At 62.7% G+C, this 17,601-nt stretch carries 15 protein-coding genes; 5 read left to right on the top strand and 10 right to left on the bottom strand.

The features are described 5' to 3' along the window. The first annotated feature begins 384 nt into the window (after nucleotides 1-384). Complete coding sequence (locus ACJQWM_RS04735) at nucleotides 385-570, top strand: CsbD family protein (protein ID WP_332704424.1); 186 nt, start codon at nucleotides 385-387, stop codon at nucleotides 568-570. Between the two features lie 309 nt (nucleotides 571-879). Then, a complete protein-coding gene (locus ACJQWM_RS04730) occupies nucleotides 880-1,854 on the top strand; it encodes a carbon-nitrogen hydrolase family protein (protein ID WP_332704422.1) in 975 nt (324 codons plus the stop codon). Nucleotides 1,855-1,987: 133 nt separating this feature from the next. Here the strand turns inward: ACJQWM_RS04730 and ACJQWM_RS04725 are convergent, their stop codons facing one another. From ACJQWM_RS04725 to ACJQWM_RS04715, 3 genes are all read right to left on the bottom strand, one after another. Next, a complete protein-coding gene (locus ACJQWM_RS04725) occupies nucleotides 1,988-3,289 on the bottom strand; it encodes a PQQ-dependent sugar dehydrogenase (protein WP_332704420.1) in 1,302 nt (433 codons plus the stop codon). Next, complete coding sequence (locus ACJQWM_RS04720) at nucleotides 3,286-3,711, bottom strand: DUF2231 domain-containing protein (RefSeq protein WP_332704418.1); 426 nt, start codon at nucleotides 3,709-3,711, stop codon at nucleotides 3,286-3,288. The genes ACJQWM_RS04725 and ACJQWM_RS04720 overlap by 4 nt, the downstream gene beginning before the upstream one ends. A 311-nt stretch (nucleotides 3,712-4,022) precedes the next feature. Next, complete coding sequence (locus ACJQWM_RS04715) at nucleotides 4,023-5,885, bottom strand: DUF885 domain-containing protein (RefSeq protein ID WP_332704416.1); 1,863 nt, start codon at nucleotides 5,883-5,885, stop codon at nucleotides 4,023-4,025. A gap of 334 nt (nucleotides 5,886-6,219) precedes the next feature. Between ACJQWM_RS04715 and ACJQWM_RS04710 the strand changes: the two genes are divergently transcribed. Then, nucleotides 6,220-6,780 carry a CHRD domain-containing protein gene (locus tag ACJQWM_RS04710; RefSeq protein WP_332704414.1) on the top strand — a complete coding sequence of 187 codons (561 nt, stop codon included), beginning with the start codon at nucleotides 6,220-6,222 and terminating at the stop codon, nucleotides 6,778-6,780. Between the two features lie 529 nt (nucleotides 6,781-7,309). After that, a complete protein-coding gene (locus ACJQWM_RS04705) occupies nucleotides 7,310-7,972 on the top strand; it encodes a DUF2306 domain-containing protein (RefSeq protein WP_332704412.1) in 663 nt (220 codons plus the stop codon). On the opposite strand, the gene ACJQWM_RS04700 is transcribed toward ACJQWM_RS04705, so the two are convergent. The 3 genes from ACJQWM_RS04700 to ACJQWM_RS04690 form a co-directional block, all read right to left on the bottom strand. Beyond that, a complete protein-coding gene (locus tag ACJQWM_RS04700; RefSeq protein ID WP_332704410.1) occupies nucleotides 7,875-9,017 on the bottom strand; it encodes a helix-turn-helix domain-containing protein in 1,143 nt (380 codons plus the stop codon). The genes ACJQWM_RS04705 and ACJQWM_RS04700 overlap by 98 nt on opposite strands. Before the next feature lie 84 nt (nucleotides 9,018-9,101). Beyond that, a complete protein-coding gene (locus ACJQWM_RS04695) occupies nucleotides 9,102-9,671 on the bottom strand; it encodes a DUF3140 domain-containing protein (RefSeq protein ID WP_411306693.1) in 570 nt (189 codons plus the stop codon). After that, on the bottom strand, nucleotides 9,668-9,985 hold the full coding sequence (locus tag ACJQWM_RS04690) for a hypervirulence associated TUDOR domain-containing protein (protein ID WP_330970041.1): 318 nt from the start codon (nucleotides 9,983-9,985) through the stop codon (nucleotides 9,668-9,670). The genes ACJQWM_RS04695 and ACJQWM_RS04690 overlap by 4 nt, the downstream gene beginning before the upstream one ends. Here ACJQWM_RS04690 and ACJQWM_RS04685 point away from each other — a divergent pair. Further along, complete coding sequence (locus tag ACJQWM_RS04685) at nucleotides 9,966-10,283, top strand: cupin domain-containing protein (protein WP_330970042.1); 318 nt, start codon at nucleotides 9,966-9,968, stop codon at nucleotides 10,281-10,283. The genes ACJQWM_RS04690 and ACJQWM_RS04685 overlap by 20 nt on opposite strands. A gap of 604 nt (nucleotides 10,284-10,887) precedes the next feature. Here the strand turns inward: ACJQWM_RS04685 and ACJQWM_RS04680 are convergent. The 4 genes from ACJQWM_RS04680 to hsdR are packed head-to-tail and all read right to left on the bottom strand — an operon-like array spanning nucleotide 10,888 to nucleotide 17,568. Beyond that, nucleotides 10,888-12,018 carry an SIR2 family protein gene (locus ACJQWM_RS04680; RefSeq protein ID WP_332704407.1) on the bottom strand — a complete coding sequence of 377 codons (1,131 nt, stop codon included), beginning with the start codon at nucleotides 12,016-12,018 and terminating at the stop codon, nucleotides 10,888-10,890. Nucleotides 12,019-12,023: 5 nt separating this feature from the next. After that, complete coding sequence (locus ACJQWM_RS04675) at nucleotides 12,024-13,757, bottom strand: restriction endonuclease subunit S (RefSeq protein WP_332704405.1); 1,734 nt, start codon at nucleotides 13,755-13,757, stop codon at nucleotides 12,024-12,026. Then, the gene (locus ACJQWM_RS04670; RefSeq protein ID WP_332704403.1) at nucleotides 13,754-15,223 is read right to left on the bottom strand and encodes a type I restriction-modification system subunit M; all 1,470 of its coding nucleotides are present in this window, start codon (nucleotides 15,221-15,223) and stop codon (nucleotides 13,754-13,756) included. The genes ACJQWM_RS04675 and ACJQWM_RS04670 overlap by 4 nt, the downstream gene beginning before the upstream one ends. Next, a complete protein-coding gene (hsdR, locus tag ACJQWM_RS04665) occupies nucleotides 15,220-17,568 on the bottom strand; it encodes an EcoAI/FtnUII family type I restriction enzme subunit R (RefSeq protein ID WP_332704401.1) in 2,349 nt (782 codons plus the stop codon). Before hsdR ends, ACJQWM_RS04670 begins: the two co-directional genes overlap by 4 nt. Nucleotides 17,569-17,601: the final 33 nt, after the last annotated feature.

Here is a 17,601-nt window from a genome sequence, read left to right as displayed (position 1 = left end):
AATCGCCTCGTCGGCCGGAACTGGCGCTGGCGCCGCTGGCGGTGCCGCGGACGCGACAAGCGACTGCTGTGCTGACAGCGGAGGGATCGGCAAGCCAAGGCCCGCAGTCCCCGAAAAAGTACAGCGGGCGCCATGAAGTGGAGATGATGTCTGGTGCCTGAACACAGGCACCTTGGCAGCGGGTCGGCGCAGCTGGCGGAGGCGCCAGTGACTTCGGTGATCGGAGGTGAGCGGGTACGCGGCGCGCGACCCACCCTGCGGAGCTGAACGGCTACTTCGCCGAGGGGCCTGAATAGGCCGCAGGTTCACCGCGGCCAGACGCCCGCTGCGTTACAAATCACCTACAACCCGTCTTCCCCCCGGCGGGATTCGAGGAGCAGAACAATGGTCGACAAGAACCGTCAGGAAGGCAGCAAGCACCAGGTCAGCGGCGCCATGAAGGAAGGCGCCGGCAAAATCACCGGTGACCGTTCGCAGGAAGCCAAGGGCAACCTCGAGAAGAACGCCGGCAAGGTCCAGCGCGAGGTCGGCAAGGCGTCGGACGACGCTCGGGACGAGCGCCGGCATTGAGTTTGTCGGAACGAGCGAGCGTCTGATCGGCCGGAAGCCGGCGATCCGATAGCAAGGTAGCAGGCGACCGGCTCGTCCCGCACGGGGCAAGCGAGCAATTACACCGCCCCGTGCGTGTCATGAAGAAAGCCCGGCCGATCGGCCGGGCTTTTTTCATGCCGGTCCGATCAGGCGCTGGCGCGAATGCAGGCTAGGGAAAGGGTTGCACGTCGCTGGAACCATGTGTCCGCTGGCGAGGGGCGTTTGGCAAGGCGGTGCGTGGCACCATGGTCGCTCGCCTCCGCCCCGTCACTTCGGAACGACCTCGCCATGCCTACGGCCTCACCGCTCGTCGTCTCACTCGCCCAGATCGCGCCGGTCTGGCTGGACCGCGACGCCACCGTCGCCAAGGTCGCCGACTGGGTCACGCAGGCCGCCGCCGCGGGCAGCCGACTGGTTGCCTTCGGCGAAGCGCTGGCGCCCGGCTACCCGTTCTGGGTCGAACATACCGAGGGCGCACGATTCGAGTCTGCGCTGCAAAAAGCGCTGTTCGCCCACTACGCCGAGCAGGCGGTCGATCTCACGCGCGACGACCTCGCGCCGGTGCGCGCGGCCGCGCGAAAGGGGCGGCTCTGGGTCGCGCTGGGATGCATCGAGCGCGCGCGTGAGCGCGGCCACAGCCTCTACTGCTCGCTGGTGCTGATCGACGACCGCGGCGAGATCCGCAACGTGCACCGCAAGCTGATGCCGACCTATGAGGAGCGCCTGGTCTGGTCGCCGGGCGATGGCCAGGGGCTGCAGTGCTTCGCGCTCGATAGCTTCACGCTCGGCGGCTTGAACTGCTGGGAAAACTGGATGCCGCTGGCGCGCTCGGCCCTGTACGCACAAGGCGAGGACCTGCACATCGCAGTCTGGCCCGGCAACGCGAACAACACCGCCGACCTCACCCGCCATCTTGCGCGCGAAGGCCGCAGCTACGCGCTCTCGGTGAGCGGCCTGCTGCGCCGCGAGGACATCCCGCCGCACCTGCCGCATGCCGATATCCTGCGCGCAGCGCTGCCGGAGGTCTGCGCCAACGGCGGCTCCTGCATCGCCGCGCCCACCGGCGAATGGCTGCTGCCGCCGTGCGTCGGCGAGGAACGACTGATGGTGGCCGAACTCGACCCGGCGGTAGTGCGCGGCGAGCGCCAGAACTTCGACCCGTTCGGCCACTACTCCCGGCCGGACGTGCTCGAACTGCAGGTCAACCGCGGCCGCCCGTGCGGCGCGCGCTTCCGCGACGAAGCGCCCACGAAAAAAGCCTGATCCGCGCACAAAACCTTTGCATCGACCGGAGTTGGACGTAGCGACGCAATTCGGCTGATCATCGGTAGCGGGACAGCGCTGTTTTCGGAGAAGTAGGCCACCGCCGACACCGGCGGCACGACACCACGGCCGGTCAGCGCTCCGGAGTCACCCGCCAGATGATGTTGGACAGATCGTCGGCCACGATCAGCGCGCCGCGCGGATCCACGGTCACGCCGACCGGGCGACCGTAGGTGTTGCCATCGACATGGAAGCCGGTGACGAAGTCGACCGGTTCACCGGCGGGGCGGCCGCCGCGGAACGGCACGAACACCACCTTGTAGCCGACCGGATCGCTGCGGTTCCAACTACCGTGCTCGCCGATGAACACGCCCTGGGCGAAATCGGCGCCCATCGCAGGCGTGGAGAAGTCCAGGCCGAGCGCGGCAATGTGCGACCCCAGACTGTAATCCGGCGCAATCGCCGAGGCGACCTTCTCCGGATCCTGCGGCCGCACGCGCGGGTCCACGTGCTGGCCCCAGTAGCTGTAGGGCCATCCGTAGAATGCGCCTTCGCGGACGGAAGTGAGGTAATCGGGGACAAGGTTGGGACCGAGTTCGTCGCGCTCGTTGACCACCGCCCACAGTTGATCCGTCCCGGGCTGGATGGCGAGCGCAGTGGGATTGCGCATGCCGGTGGCGTAGGGCCTGTGCGCCCCGGTCGCGGCATCCACCTGCCACACCTCGGCCCGGTTGGCCTCGGCGGTCATTCCGCGCTCGGTAATGTTGCTGTTGGACCCGATGCCGACGTAGAGGAAGCGCCCATCCGGGCTGGCGGCCAGCGCCTTGGTCCAGTGGTGGTTGATCTCCGACGGCAACTCGGTGACCTCGACCGGCGGCCCGCTTGCCCGGGTCTGCCCATCGCGATAATCGAAGCGCACCAGCGCATCCTGGTTGGCCACGTAAAGCCGGCCATCCACCAGCGCGAGACCATAGGGCGCGTTGAGATCCTCGGCAAACACCGTCTTTCCTTCATAGGTGCCGTCGCCGTCGGCATCACGCAGCAGGGTCAACCGGTCACCGCCCTCTACCGGGCTTGTCCCCCCGCCCACGATGTAGCCGGCGATCACGTCTTTGGGCTTCAGTTTCGGCGCGTTGCCGCCGCGGCCTTCGGCCACCAGGATGTCGCCGTTGGGAAGGACCAGCGTCTGGCGCGGGACCTTGAGGTCGGTGGCGATCGGCGCGATGGAGTAGCCGCGCGGCACCGTCGGCCGCTGGTCGCCCCATTCCGTTGGGTTTGCGATCGTCATGCTGGGCAGCAGCCCGCGCTGGGGCTCCGGCAGCCTCGGGTCGGGACCGAAATCCGGCGGGGCCGGGTCGCTGCCACAGGCCGCCAGCAGTCCCGAGACGGCGAGCACGGCAAACAGGTTCGAACGCTCCATGCCCTGTCTCTTCATGCCCTGTCTCCTTGGAGGCTGGAGAAGCCGATCCAAGTCGCCACGCAGGCCAGGATGGTCCCTACCGCCGAAAGAATGAGGCCGCCGGGCATGCTCGCCCACGCGTCCTTGGCATGGACCAGCGAATTGACGAAACCCAGGATCCACATCGCCAGCAGGAGGGCGCAGTAAACGAAATAGCGCCCGCGACGGCGATCAGGGTGGCGCAGCCCGACCAGCGCGAGCACCAGCGCGATGCCGCCGAACAAAAGACCGCCGGAGACCAGCCAGGACGCGAAGTTGGTCCACTGCACGTAGTAGGTCTGCGCGTAGGCGATATCGCTCAGCAGGGCGGCCAGGAACAGCGGGATGGTCCCGGCGAGGACGGCCGCATGAAACGGGTGCAGCGCCCCGGGATGTGCCCGGTCGAGAGTGGCCGCCATCGTGGTTTTCCTCCTTGGTTAACCGAGCCACTCACGACAACTGGTGTAGCCCGAGCGATGCTCCGGGGAATCCGGATTCACCTCTCCAAGACCACCACAGCGCAGGTGCACGCGAGGCGAAGATCACCGGGCGCCGGGCGTGCGGTGAGCATCGCTGCACGGCTCGTCCGCTTCAGGTCGGTCTCGACCTTGAAGCTTTCGAGCGGCCGTGATCGGGCGCGGACCCCGCGCTGCAGAATCCACTCTGGCCTTCCTTGGCCAACACCGTGCGGCAGCCTGAAGCGGTTTGCGCCGTCAGCCGTCCACCTCGCTCAGGCCTGCTTCTCGTCCTCGATCCACTGGTCGATCCGGCGCTCCAGCAGCATCAGCGGCATCGCGCCGCCGCCGAGCACCGCGTCGTGGAAGCCGCGGATGTCGAAGTCCTCGCCCAGTTCGGCTTCGGCCTTCGCGCGCAGCTGCTGGATCTTGATCATGCCGATCTTGTAGCTGGTCGCCTGGCCCGGCCAGGTGATGTAACGGCGTATTTCGGCCTCGACCGCCGCCTGCGGGATGGAGCTGTTCTCGGACATGTAGGCCACCGCCTGCTGCTGGGTCCAGCCCTTGGCGTGCAGGCCGGTGTCGACCACCAGCCGGATCGCGCGCCACATCTCCGAGGTCAGGCGGCCGTACTCCGAATACGGGTCGGTGTAGGTGCCCGGGATCTCGCGCGCCAGCCATTCCGAGTACAGCCCCCAGCCTTCCGAATAGGCGCTGAAGCCGGCCTGCTTGCGGAACTCCGGCACGCCCTCGAGCTCCTGCGCGATCGCGATCTGCATGTGATGGCCGGGCAGGCCCTCGTGGTAGGCGATGACCTCCAGCTCGGTCTTTGGCATCGCGTCCATGTCCGACAGATGCGCGTAATACACACCCGGGCGCGAACCGTCCGGCGTGCTCGGGTAGTAGTGCTGCGCGGCGCCGTCGACCTCGCGGAACGCCTCGACGCGCTTGACCACGATGTCGGCCTTCGGCAGCAGCCCGAAGTAGTTCGGCAACTGCTGCTTGATCGTGGCGATCGCCGCAGTGGCATCGTCGATATAGGCCTGACGGCCGGCGTCGGTGTCGGGGTACTTGAAGCGCGGGTCGGTATGGATGAACTCGAAGAACGCCTGCAGGTCGCCGTCGAAGCCGACCTTGTCCATCAGCGCCTCCATCTCGCCGCGCAGGCGCGCGACCTCGGCCAGGCCGATCTGGTGGACTTCCTCGGCGCTCAGGTCGGTGGTGGTCGACGCACGCAGGCGCTCGGCGTAGTACGCCTCCCCATTCGGATGGGTGCTGCCGACGCCGGACGGGTTGACCGCCGCATTGGGCAGGTCGGCCTCGAACCAGGCGATGACCTCGCCGAAGGCCGGCTGCACCGCTTCGACCAGCGCCGCGCGGGCTTCCGCTTTCAATTCCTGCGCGCGCGCCGCATCGATCTTGCCGGCCTCCACCAGCGCATCGGCCTTGGCCTGCGCGTCGGCCCACAGCGCACTGTCCTCGCCGTCGGTGAACGGCGCGCCGGTGACGACCTTGCCAGCCTGTTCGATCACGCCTTCATGGGCGAAGCGCGGCGGCCGGATGCCGAGCTCGGCCGAACGCTTCACCTGGTCCATCAACTGCCCGAACGCGCGCGGCACCTCGCGAAGGCGCGCCACATAGGCGGTGTAGTCGGACTCGTCCTCGACCTTGTGGAAGTTGATCAGGAACGTCGGCAGGAACGACTGCGCGCCGCCCATCTGCTCGAATGGATAGTGGTGCTCGCTGAAGCGGTCGGCAGCCTGGGCGGTCTCGGTCTGGTACTCGAACAGGTCCCACGACAGCTTGGCGTCATCGCCGAGCGCGCCGTAATCGAAGCTCGACTTCATCTCCTCGAGCGCCGCGACCTGCCACGCCAGCTGCTGCTCGGCGGCTTCGCGCGACATGTCGTCAAGCTCGGCGTAGCGGTCCTTGCGGCCGAGGAAGGTCATCCGGATCGGGCTGAACTGCAGCTGCTCCTCGTACTTGCGCTCGAACCACGCATTGAGGCGCGCGTCCGCAGTGGTCGCGCCGGTCTCCACCGGCGTGGCCGCGGGCGCGGTGGCGGCGGTCGGCGCCACATGCGAGCAGGCGGCGCACAGCGCCAGGGTCAGGGCGGAGACGGCAAGGACACGACGCATGGACACTCCAGGGTGGGATGGGAGCCGGGCCCCCGGGAGGGTGATCATGCCGCAAGGGCGGCACTGGGCGCATCTCGCTTCAGGTGATCCCGCCAAACAGGCGCTTACTGCGTGGCGCACAGGACATCTCCTGCGCGCCTGTCTGAAGAACCGGGGGGTAGCCCGGGCCACACTCGCTATCAGCGAGCCGCACCCACATTTCACGCAAGGTAGATGAGCCCGTGGCTAGCGTCACAGACGCGGCGCGCGCGCGGATGATCCCGGCTGCGCCGGTGCGGCTATGAACCTGCAGATCGCCAACTCGATTGGCACCCCACCCAAGGAGAAGACCCCCGTGAACCTCCCCCGCCTGAACGCCGTTGCGGTCGCCACCACGCTCGCCGCGGCCTGCCTGATTGCCAGCCCGCTGCAAGCCGGTCACCTCAACATCGTGCTCGAAGCCTCGTTGGACGGCCGCCAGGAAGTGGCGACTGGCGCCACCAACCGCCGCATCGTCGGCGACCCGGACGGCCGCGGCGAAGCCTATGTGTTCGGCATCGACGCCAACACCACCACGCTGTGCTACGTAGTCCAGGTCGATCGCATCGGCGAACTGTCACTGCCGCCCGGCAATGGCCGCCAGGCCCACATCCATCGCGGCAGCCCCGGAGAAAACGGCCCGGCCGTCGTCACCTTGGCATGGCCACAGGACGGCCGATCGGCCGACTGCATCGCGCAGGACCGCATCCTGCCGAGCGGCAGTCCCGCATTCACCCGCGATCCGAATACCGGCGAGCCGCTCGCCACCGTTTTCGAAATCCTGATGAATCCCGAGCAGTTCTACGTCAACGTGCACAACGCCGAGTACCCGGGCGGCGCGGTGCGTGGGCAGCTCGAAGACACGCTGTCGCCGTAGCCGCACCCGCGGCGAAACAGCGCGAGCGCCGCATCTGATCGATGCGGCCTTGTTTGAAGCGTCTCCGCGTAGGCCGGCGATATGCAGTCCCGAGGGATGGGTAGAGCGCAGCGAATCCCATCACTGCGCTGTCCCACACCGCGCACGAGGTCAAGGATGACCGCCTGCCGCCGCGCCCGCGCACTACCTGTTCTTCACCGTCGATCTCGCCGACCGCGCCGCGACGCGTTGTGTCCGCGACCGGCATCCGTTCGCCATACACGCCATGGTGGTACTGCCCGACCACACGACCCCCCCGTTTCAGCGAGCGGAGTTGATGGTTTCGTGCGCTCAACCCATCCTACGGGGCTGCTGAGGCTGAAGGCCTCAAGAGAATCACGAAGCCCCCCTTTTTCGCAGCCGCTGCCGCCCTCGATCGTACGATTCCCCGGATCCGCACCACCGCCGCGTCCGGCTACGCCGCCCGGGACGACCTCCCAGCCCGCCCGGGCGATGCTTTGCTCCGGTCCATGGATCCGGGAACAAACGCATGCTTGGTTGGCTGGGAAAATTGGCGGGATGGACTCTCCGCGGGACGTTCACGCTGTTGTGCGTGGCGGTGGCGGGCTACGCGTTCGCGTACCTGTACGGCGAATACCGCACCGGCGACCCGTTCGCCGCGCAGTTCGCAGTGTCGGGCTGGGACGTGCCTGCGCATTTCTTCGCCGCGGGCTTGGCGCTGCTGCTGGTGCCGCTGCAGCTCAGCGCGTGGGTCCGCCGCCGCGTGCCGCGGCTGCACCGGCTGGGCGGGTGGCTCTACGTCGGGGCGGTCGCAATCGGAGCAGGCTCGGGACTCTCGCTGGCGGCCAACGCACAAGGTGGTCTCCCCAGCAGCTTGGGATTCACCATGCTGTCGCTGCTGTGGCCGGTGGTCACGGCGATCGGGATCCGCCACGCGATCGCCGGCGATACCGCCGCCCACCGGCGATGGATGTATCGCAGCATCGCGCTCACCACCGGGGCCATCACCCTGCGGTTGATGTTGGCGCTGGGCGTGATACTGCAATGGCCGTTCATGCCGGTCTACATCGCCGCCGCCTGGCTGTCGTGGATGGTCAACCTGGCCGTGTGCGAACTGATCCTGCGGTGGCCGGCGATCGCCCGGCGTGTTGGCGCCGGTAACCGCTGGGCGTCTCGCCCAGCTGGCGCTTGAAAGCCGCGTTGAAGGTCGACTTGGACGTGAACCCGCAGGCGTAGGCGATGTCGAGGATGGTGCGCCGGTCGCCAGGGTCGGCCAGGCAGGCACTGGCCGCCTCGATGCGCTGGCGGTTGATGTAGTCCCAGAAATTGGCCCCCAGGCGCCGGTTGATGACCGCCGAGACCAGGTACTCCGGGTAACCGCTGCGCCTGGCCAGCTGTCCGATGGTCAGGGCCGGCTCACGGTACAGCCGCTCTTTGCGCATCAGCTGCGACAGCCGCGACTGCACTTCGTCAAATCGCGGGTCGTCGTCCCTTGCCGGGCCCTCATCGGCCTGCGGGGCCGACGATTCCGTTACCAGCTCCGCGACCGGGGGCTGCGCGAGGCTGAAGTAGGCGACCACGCACACCCACGCCGCAACCGCTCCGTAGATCAGGTAATAGTCGACCTGCGGGATCCGCAGCAGCCACTGGGCGGCGGCGATGCACCAGATCACCAACTGGCACAGCGCCATCGCCGTGATCCACCGGAGCGACTGCCGGTCGGCATCGGAGCGACGCTCCCGCAGCTGTCGGCGGTAGCGATGCATCCGCACCAGCGCGGCGATGATGTAGGAGAACGCGTATCCGAACAGCAGCGGATCGAACCACCCCGGCAACCCCGGACCCTCGCCCCGGACAAATTGCGCGTACTCGGCCGCCGTGTCCGCAGGCCCGAGCAGGAACAACCCCCCGACCCAGGCGAGAACGAAGGCGAACCCGGCGAAATGCACCAGGTCGCGCGCACCGAAGCCCCGTCCGGTGGTCAACACACGCACGTACACATAGAACAGGCTGGCGTACAGGAACGGAAACAGCGCGACGAACCGGTACGGCTTGTATAACGCCACCGTCGGTTCGGCCAGGAACAACGCCTTGATCGCCAGGTCCACGCCGACGATCGCCACCCACGCCGCCAGCACCCGGTTCGCCTGCGGGTTGACCCGTCGCCGCGACAACGCAAGCGCGAGCAGCACCGCCTGCGCGGCGCCGATCGCGTAGATGACGACCCAGTGGTTCATCGCATGGCCAGTGACATGGTGCGTCCATGGTGCCTGCCACGGCGGTGATCGACCAGCCATCGCTCCACGTAGAGCGCAGGGCGCTCAGCGTTCCAGCCGCCCGCCCGATCCCGCATGCGTTATGGCTGTCGCTGGGAGTAGCGCAGCGGTTCGTGGGGTTCGATCAGCGCGTACGCCGCGTCGGATCTGACCGATAGGCGGTAAGTGAACCTGACCCCGTTTCCCGGACCCCGTTTCCGCCCTAGCGGAACGCTTCGGTGGAGGTCGTTCCGGTCCGGGGCTGCATCGCAGGCGCCGGCATGGCGTCCCCTCGATCCTCATCGGCAGTAGTCGCGAGCATCGCATGCTGTTGCGGGTGGGCGGAAAAATGCCCGGCCCGCTTGAGCACCCGGAGCGAAGTGTCGAGCGCGAGGCCGTAGGCGCGCCGGGCGCGATGCCGAGGCTGTAATGGATGGCCTTGCCGGCCGCGCGGCGGGTGCGCAGCAAATCCACGATGCGGCGGCCGGACGCATGGCCGACCGACTCGCTGCCCGGGCTCTCCTTGAAACCGACTTCGCGCGAGGCGTCCGTCTCCAACCACTTTTCCAGCTCCGCCGGAGCCATGTTCACGCAGGCGCGGAACTCGTCGAGCGTGACGCGCTCATCCTCGTTCATGACGACTTGCCGGTCGGCTTCAGCGCGTCAGGCTTGTGAGCGGCGCGCTTGCCACTCTTGTCGCTCACCACCAGGTACTGCGGGTCCTCGGGGGATGCCGCGACCTTGTGGCTTTTGATGTGTCTCGATGAAGCTCTGCCGCGAAGACGGTCACGCACCTCGGCGGGGCAGTCCACTCTGGCCCTGTTTTTAACGCCGTCGCGACCGCGCACGGGCGCGCATACTGACGGTCTCGCCTGCGCCTTGCGGGCGCCATCGGGACTGCGTTCGGTCCCATCATTCAGGCAGGTTGCGATGAACGACTTCTCCCACATTGATTCCACCACCGCGCCATGGCAGACGTTCAGCGAAGGCGTCGAGATGCTCGTACTGCGCGGCGAACCCGGCGCAAACCGCGTGCTGCTGCGTTTGGCGCCCGGCAAGGGCTACCCCGTCCACCACCACGAGGTCGCCGAAGAGGTATTCGTGATCGAAGGCGTTTACGAGGATCGCGGCCGGCAGTTCGGACCGGGTTCGTATCTTCACTATCCGCCCGGAACCGATCACGACGCGCGCAGCACCACCGGTTGCACGTTCCTGGTGATCAACGCGAAGGTGCCCAAGACGGCGTAAGCGGAAAACACGCGGCACTGTTCGGCCGGCAGCCGACTTGTGGCATGGGCGTATGGCCAGGCGATACGGACAGGCTTGTGCGCCGTGGAAGTTCGAGACTGCCCCACTCTCCGCTGCTCTGCTGACGGGGGCCAGCGCGAACTTGCGCCCGCTGCCCGCTGTTTGGCGTTGAACGTGAGCCTGACTGCGTTACGTTCGACTCCGTTACTGGCGGGCGCCCCTGAGTCGCGCAAGAAAATGAACCTGACCCCTTTGAGAGGAAGCTCATGCCGCGAAGACGGTCACGCACCTCAAGGCGGGGGCGAAAGTGAACCTGACCCCGTTTTACGCCTGCTTTTTCCCGATTTAGCTTGTGTTACTTAGTGGCGAGCTATGTAGCGGTGCTCACGTCAACGATCGTTGTCGCGGCATGCGGCGAGAAAGACCACTCTGACCCTTGTTTCTGGACCCCTGTTTCTGACTTCCGTGGCGAGCATCTGGAAAACTGTCACGGATTAAGTGAACCTGACCCCGTTCTTCTAACCCCGTTCTTCCAGCTTTAGACAAAATGCACTCTGACCCTGTGGTCACTCCTGATTCTATAGCTCGGCCACACCTGTACAGGTTACTCGCGACGAAAACGTAGTTCGTTGCGGGCGAGGCGCAGAATACCCTCGACGAATTGGAACTCGCCGGGGGGAAACCAGATCGGGGTCACGCCGATCCGAAGCAGATATTCATTTCGCGCGATTAGCGCGGCCTCGTCGGCAGGGCATTGCTCGATGGAGAAATGCTGCGGCAAGTTCGCCCCATCCGCCCAAGCTTTGATCTTGATCGCCTCGAACACACGGACGGTTCGGTCCTGATTCAGGCCGCAGCCGATAAACAGCAGGCTGCTGTTGCGAAAGTAATAATCGAGCGCCTGAGGGATCGGCAGGGTCAAGTCGATTGCGTCCGCTCCATAGGCGGCGGCGTACTGCGCCTTGCTGAGTATGCATGAACCCGGGACATCGACATTTCCATGCAGCTTGACGACCGTTACCTTGCCGGCCTCGGGCGGCTGTAAGATTGTCGCAGGGGTCAGCACCTCGATCGCTTTGCCGCCGCCGAAATCGAACGACTGTTCGATCAGACGATCATAATTGGTCGTTATTAGGGTGTCTTGGAACAGCTCGGCGACCAAATAGCCTGTTGACGGAATGACTCCGTTCTTGGCAAAGGCATCGCGAAGTTCTTGCGCGAAGACGTCCCTCCCTCGCTGCTGCTCAATCTGGTCGACAATCTCCTCATAGAGGCCTTGCGCGAGCAGATCCTCAATGGCGGCGGTGTACATGCCCGCCGTACGACCCTGCTGGCGAAGATGATCCTTCCACGTCGGAAAGCCACCCGGCGCAGATAAGCCCGCCCCGACGAAGGGCACAACATCGCCTGATTGCATTCGATCGCAGAGCTGATCGAATCGTGCCGCATTGCGCACAGACCAGTGGGTGTCGCCGAAAAGCTCCTGCAATGTTTCGACGCTCAGCCACTCGTTTCGGCGGTCGAGACGGAAACCTTCGAGCGTGACATTATAGGCCTCTCGGTCGCCAGCGAAGAACGCTTTGCTGGGATTCGCCAGTCCTTCTACAAGCGCCTTAACCCGTAACTCCACACCCTCCGCGCTATCAAACCATTCGTTGAAATCAGCAAAGTCCACGTATTTACGATGGCCGTCCTCATCGCACCATATTTTCGGAATGTCGGCAGCCGTCGCCATGTGTCCTAAGCCCCCGCGAGTTCAACTACTGTATCAACAAGGAACCTTTGCGTTTCAACCGCACGCCCAATGACTTCTTGCATTGCGTCGCACAGCGTCATCAATTCGTTGATCTTAGCCACTATGCGCTGTTGTTCTGCAATAGGCGGCACAGGCGTCGCGGCTAGCCGGATAAGTCCAATATTTAGCGTCGGCTGCGCTAGGGTTCTGGTGTCACCGCTAAAGCTGTCTTGCATAAACCTGCTTTGCAACAGCCAAAGGACGTAATCCCTGTTTAACAGCGGCGATGGAACGATACGGCAGATCGCTCTTGCTATGTTTGCACCGGCCCAGCTTGCAGGGGCAACGCCAAGTTTTCCAATGCTGCCCACCACCCCCATTAATATTTCACCGCCGACAAGCCGAGTGCGGGCAAATTGAGCATCAATCTCTGGACTTATCGCCTTTTCCGGTAATGGCGACGGATTGGTAATGGAAAGGTCCGCAATACGAACAAAGGGAACGCCGTCCGACTGGTCCGCCCCCGGCACTAAGACACCATAAGCAATCGGGGAAGCGGGATCGATTAAATTACCAAACCGCTCCCAACACCAGCCATCGGGTAAAACGAAGGGCTGATCAGCCGCAGAGATGGCGGGGTGAAATTTCTGCTTCGCGCCACGGTCAGAGCCGGCCTTTATCGTCGCCAATAGTAGGGACGACGGCACCTCATCTGACTTCTGCGTCACTAATTTTCCACGCACAGCTAGCTCGAGAATTGTTCTTTTCAGAACATCGACGCTGGCTTCGGTGGTAAAGAGGGTGTCGAAGTGCGCCTCAAACCGCGCCCAGTTGCTGGCAAGTTCAGCGGCATCGGCGCTGTCGGTCAGCGTAGCCAGCAGGGTTTCCACCAGCAACTTATGCGCGGCTATGGCCGCCGCGCTCTCGCCCTCCAGCGCATCACACAGTGCCATGAGTTCATCGACCTTCGCGACGATACGCTTCTGTTCGGCAATCGGAGGGAGTGGAAACCAAGCAGAAAAGAACTGCTTGTCGTTGATTGCCGGGTAGGCGATTCCAGTTTGGCAATCCTCAACATATGAGATGAACGTGGCCGACCGAAGATAGCGGTAGAGGAAGCTCGCCGTGACGCCTTCGAATGGATGTACGACGGCGAAGGCTGTGCTCGCAATCGGCTCTGGGTCAAACTCCTGGTCAACGATGGCTATATTGAGCAGGTATGGCCGAATCGTGGAATAAATTACTGTTCCAACCTTCACAACCTTCCTTGCCCGCGAAGGCGCTTCCTCGACACTCAAGACGCTGGGCGACCTGATAACTCCAGCCTTTTGGTCGATTGAGCTGACATCGACATATGTAAATTCGCCGGAAGGCTCCTTTTGTCCCCAGTCATGACCAACATCGGCGATTCTGGTCCAAGTCCATCCGTCCGGAATGGGGTAAGGCGCATCACCAGAGTTGCTCTCTGCGGCCTTCCGCTTCCCAATTGCACCAGCCTTCGTCAGCTTTGCTCGTTCCGCACCAATTTTTCTGAGTAACTCTGTAGCTGGTTCATCTCCCGTATCTTGGGCCACGAGCTTCCCGCGCACGGCAAGATCGAGGATCAGTTCCCGCAGGCGATCAATCCCGTAAAGACTAGACCGCTTCCCGCCGCCGCGACCGGCGCGGGACTTGCGCTCTACCGCTGTCGTCCAGATGTCGACATTTTCGCTAACCAACGACGCGACATCCGTCGTCATGTGCCGGCTGCCAGTGCATCGGCCAAAACGGCTTTCAACTGATCACGAAGCGACTGGATGCCGGCCTGTTGCGCCTCATAACGCGCCAGCAGCTCATCGGGATCGTGACTTTCCAGGGCCACAATGTGCGGATTCTTGAGGTCTAGATTGTAACCACGTGTAGCGACGTCCCCAGCACTAATCCTCCACGCCTGTTCGGTTTCGCGGCGGTGGCGAAAACCATCGGCCTCGTCACCCCACCATTCACGTTCGGGCCGGAACTCCTCGAACTGCATCGGTCGGGACTTGTTGTAGCTAGAGACGCCCGACGGATATGGATGTTCATAGAACCAGGTCTGCTTAGTCGGCGTGCCCTTGGTGAAGAACAGGATGTTTGTCTTGATACTCGTGTAAGGATTGAAGACGCCGTTGGGCAGGCGGACGATGGTGTGCAAATTACACTCTTCGATTAGGCTTTGCTTAAGTGTGGTCTTGACCCCTTCGCCGAAGAAGAAGCCGTCGGGCAGCACAACCGCCGCTCGACCACCCGTCTTCAAGAGTTTTATAATCAGCGCCACGAACAAATCGGCGGTCTCGCGGGTGCGTAAATTGGATGGGAAGTTCCCTTCAATTCCATCCTGCTCCATGCCACCAAACGGCGGATTGGTGGCGATTACAGGCACGCGATCCTTCTCGCCATAGTCGCGGTAGGGCTTTTCGAGTGTGTTGCCGTGGACGATACCGGAGGGGGTGTCGATGCCGTGCAGGATCATGTTGGTAACGCACAGCATATGCGGGAGCGCCTTCTTCTCGACGCCCCTGATTGTGGACTGCAGCAGCGCCTCATCGCCCGGCGATTTCACGAACTGCCGTTTGTAGTCGATGGCGGAGGCGAGGAAACCGCCAGTGCCGCAGGCAGGATCGAAGACCACTTCATCTAGCTTGGGCGCCAACCGATCGATTATAAACTTGGTGACTGCGCGCGGGGTGTAGAACTCGCCCGCATTGCCTGCGCTCTGAAGGTCTTTCAGAATCTGCTCATAGATCGCGCCGAAGGTATGGCGATCATTCGTACTATTGAAGTCGATCTCGTTAATCTTGTTGATCACCTGCCGCATCAGCGTTCCGGATTTCATGTAGTTATAGGTATCCTCGAACACGTCGCGGATCACCTGTGCGCGCTTGCCCAAATCACCGATGGTGGGGAGCTGGGTCTTGAGAGCGACGAAAAGCTCTTCCACGAACTTGATCAGCGCGTCGCCAGTGATTCCTTCGCGGTCCTGCGCCCAATTTCGCCAGCGGAATCGTTCGGGAATAGGCGAGCTGAAATCGTCCTCCGTCAGCTCCAGTTCTACCTCGCGATCATCATAGATTTTGAGGAAGATCATCCAGACCATCTGACTGATGCGTTGCGCGTCACCATCGACGCCGACGTCCTTCCGCATGATGTCCTGAATCGATTTGACCGCGCCGGAAACGTTGCTCATTTGTTGGATGCCTGTTCGTAAATCTGGTGTTCTAACTCGCTGAGGGCCGCCTCGTATCCGGTCTTGCCGCCGAAGGCACCCTTAATGATTTCCAGCGGTGTGCCGATGCCGTCGAACGGCTTAAGGCGCAGCACCTTCATATCCTCGATGGCGGCGATACCTTCGTCCGCGTACTTGTCGAGCAGCGCTCCCAGCACGGCGCGCGCTTTATCGCCATATTTCGTGAAGTAGTTGCGCTTTTTTACCTGCTCCGCCCGTTCTCGCCGGGTCAGAGGCGGTTGGTCGTAAGCGATGTGGGCCAGCAGATCGAAGTCGCTAATGTCGCGGCCCACCGCTTCCTGCAAGTTAGCCAGAACGACCCCGTGTTCTTCCAACTCGTCAATGATCACCTGTTTGCGATCAGCATCGTTCCAGCGCTGGATAAAAGCATCTAACGAACTAAACTCGGACGTGATCGCCTTCCGAGCGTAATCCCGATAGCTCTCAGTAATCAGCTTGCCTTCGCTTCCAATATATTCAATGCGCTCAGCAATTATCCTCGCAGAGACGCCGGAGATAACGACCTTGGTCGCACCGGCAGTGTCATCCTCATCATCCGTATCGTCTTCGTCCGACCCCGACGGGTCGGGCGGAACAGGATCGTCATCATCGCCGGGCTCGTAGATGACCACCGGCGCACCGTCAAAAGCGTCGTCGCGGAATAGCTCATTCGCCTTTTTAAAGTCCATGATGGTGAAAAAGAACTTGTTGTTGTCTTCGTCAATACGGGTGCCACGCCCGATGATTTGCTTAAAGATGGTCATCGATCGGATCGTTTGATCGAGCACGATCAACTTGCAAGTCTTCGCATCCACCCCAGTGGTGAGGAGCTGAGACGTCGTGGCGATTACTGGAAAGGGCTGTTCGGGATCAATGAAGTTGTCGAGTTGGGCTTTGCCTTCGACGCTGTCGCCGGTAATCCTCATCACATAACGGGGGTTGTCACGTGCCAGCTTCCCGGCAGCGTTGACGATCGCTCTTCGCATGCGTTCGGCGTGATTAATATCTTCACAGAAGATGATGGTTTTGGCCATCGGATCAGTCGCGTTGAGATATTGCATGACGCGTCGAGCAACGAGTTGGGTTCGCTGATTTAGCACCAAAACCCTGTCCATATCGATGCGGTTATATTCGCGCTCCTCGACAGAATTGCCGAGGTCGTCGACCATGCCCGGCGGTGGCGTCCAGCCGAGGACGTCCTTGTCTATGTCGATGCGAATGACCTTGTAGGGCGCGAGGAAACCATCCTCGATGCCCTGTTTTAGGCTGTATGTGTAGACGGGATCGCCGAAATAGCTAATGTTGGAGACGTATTCTGTCTCTTTAGGCGTAGCGGTCATGCCGATCTTGATGGGGCTACTAAAGTAATCAAGGATTTCGCGCCAGGCACTGTCGTCCGCAGCGCTGCCGCGATGACACTCGTCCACCACAATCAAGTCGAAGAAGTCACGGGAGACGGACTTGAAAATCTTGTCTGACTCCTCTGGCCCGGTCAGCGCCTGATAGAGGCCCAGGTGAATCTCGTAAGCGGGATCGATTTTGCGGTTCCGAACCTTCGTCATGGCTTCGCCAAACGGCTTGAAGTCGTTCACCAGCGTTTGATCGACAAGGATATTGCGGTCAGCGAGAAACAAGACGCGCTTCGCCTTCCCCGCCTTCCACAATCGCCAAATGATTTGAAAAGTCGTGTAGGTCTTACCCGTGCCCGTCGCCATGACGAGCAGCGCCCGGCGTTGCCCCTTGGCGATTGCTTCAATACTGCGGTTGATGGCCTCGACCTGATAATACCGTGGCTCTTTGCCCGCACCATCGAGATAGTACGGCTGCTCCACCAACGGCTGTTCTTCAGGCTCAATGCCGTGGAAGCGTCGGTATCTGGTGTAGAGGGTGTCGGCGCTGGGAAAGGCATCCATATCGAACGACATTTCGGTATCTTCGCCTTCCAGAGCAGCGCGATTGTGTTGCGCGAAGCCGTCGCCGTTGGAACTGAAAGCGCTAGGCAGGTCTAGAATCTCGGCATAACCGAGCGCCTGTTGCAGGCCGTCGCTAACACCATGCTTGTTGTCCTTCGCTTCGATAATGGCGAGTGGCAGCCCGGGCTGCCATGACAAAACATAGTCCGCGAATTTCTTTTTCTTCTTATTTCGAGACGAAAGGGTGCCCCGAACAATAACGGGTCCAGGGGTAAGCGTAACCTCGCGCCGAACTTGCTTAATTTGATCCCACCCAGCCTGCTTAATGGCAGGAGTTATGAACAAATCGCAAATGTCGCTTTCGCTTAGATGCTGCTTCTCAGTCTTGTCCACGCGGCGCCCCCTTGTCACTGCAACAATGCAAGA

This window comes from Novilysobacter longmucuonensis (genome assembly GCF_046600735.1).
Lineage (GTDB): Bacteria > Pseudomonadota > Gammaproteobacteria > Xanthomonadales > Xanthomonadaceae > Novilysobacter_A > Novilysobacter_A longmucuonensis.
The sequence above is the reverse complement of the archived record's forward strand: the minus strand, read 5'-3'. Positions and strand labels throughout refer to the sequence as shown.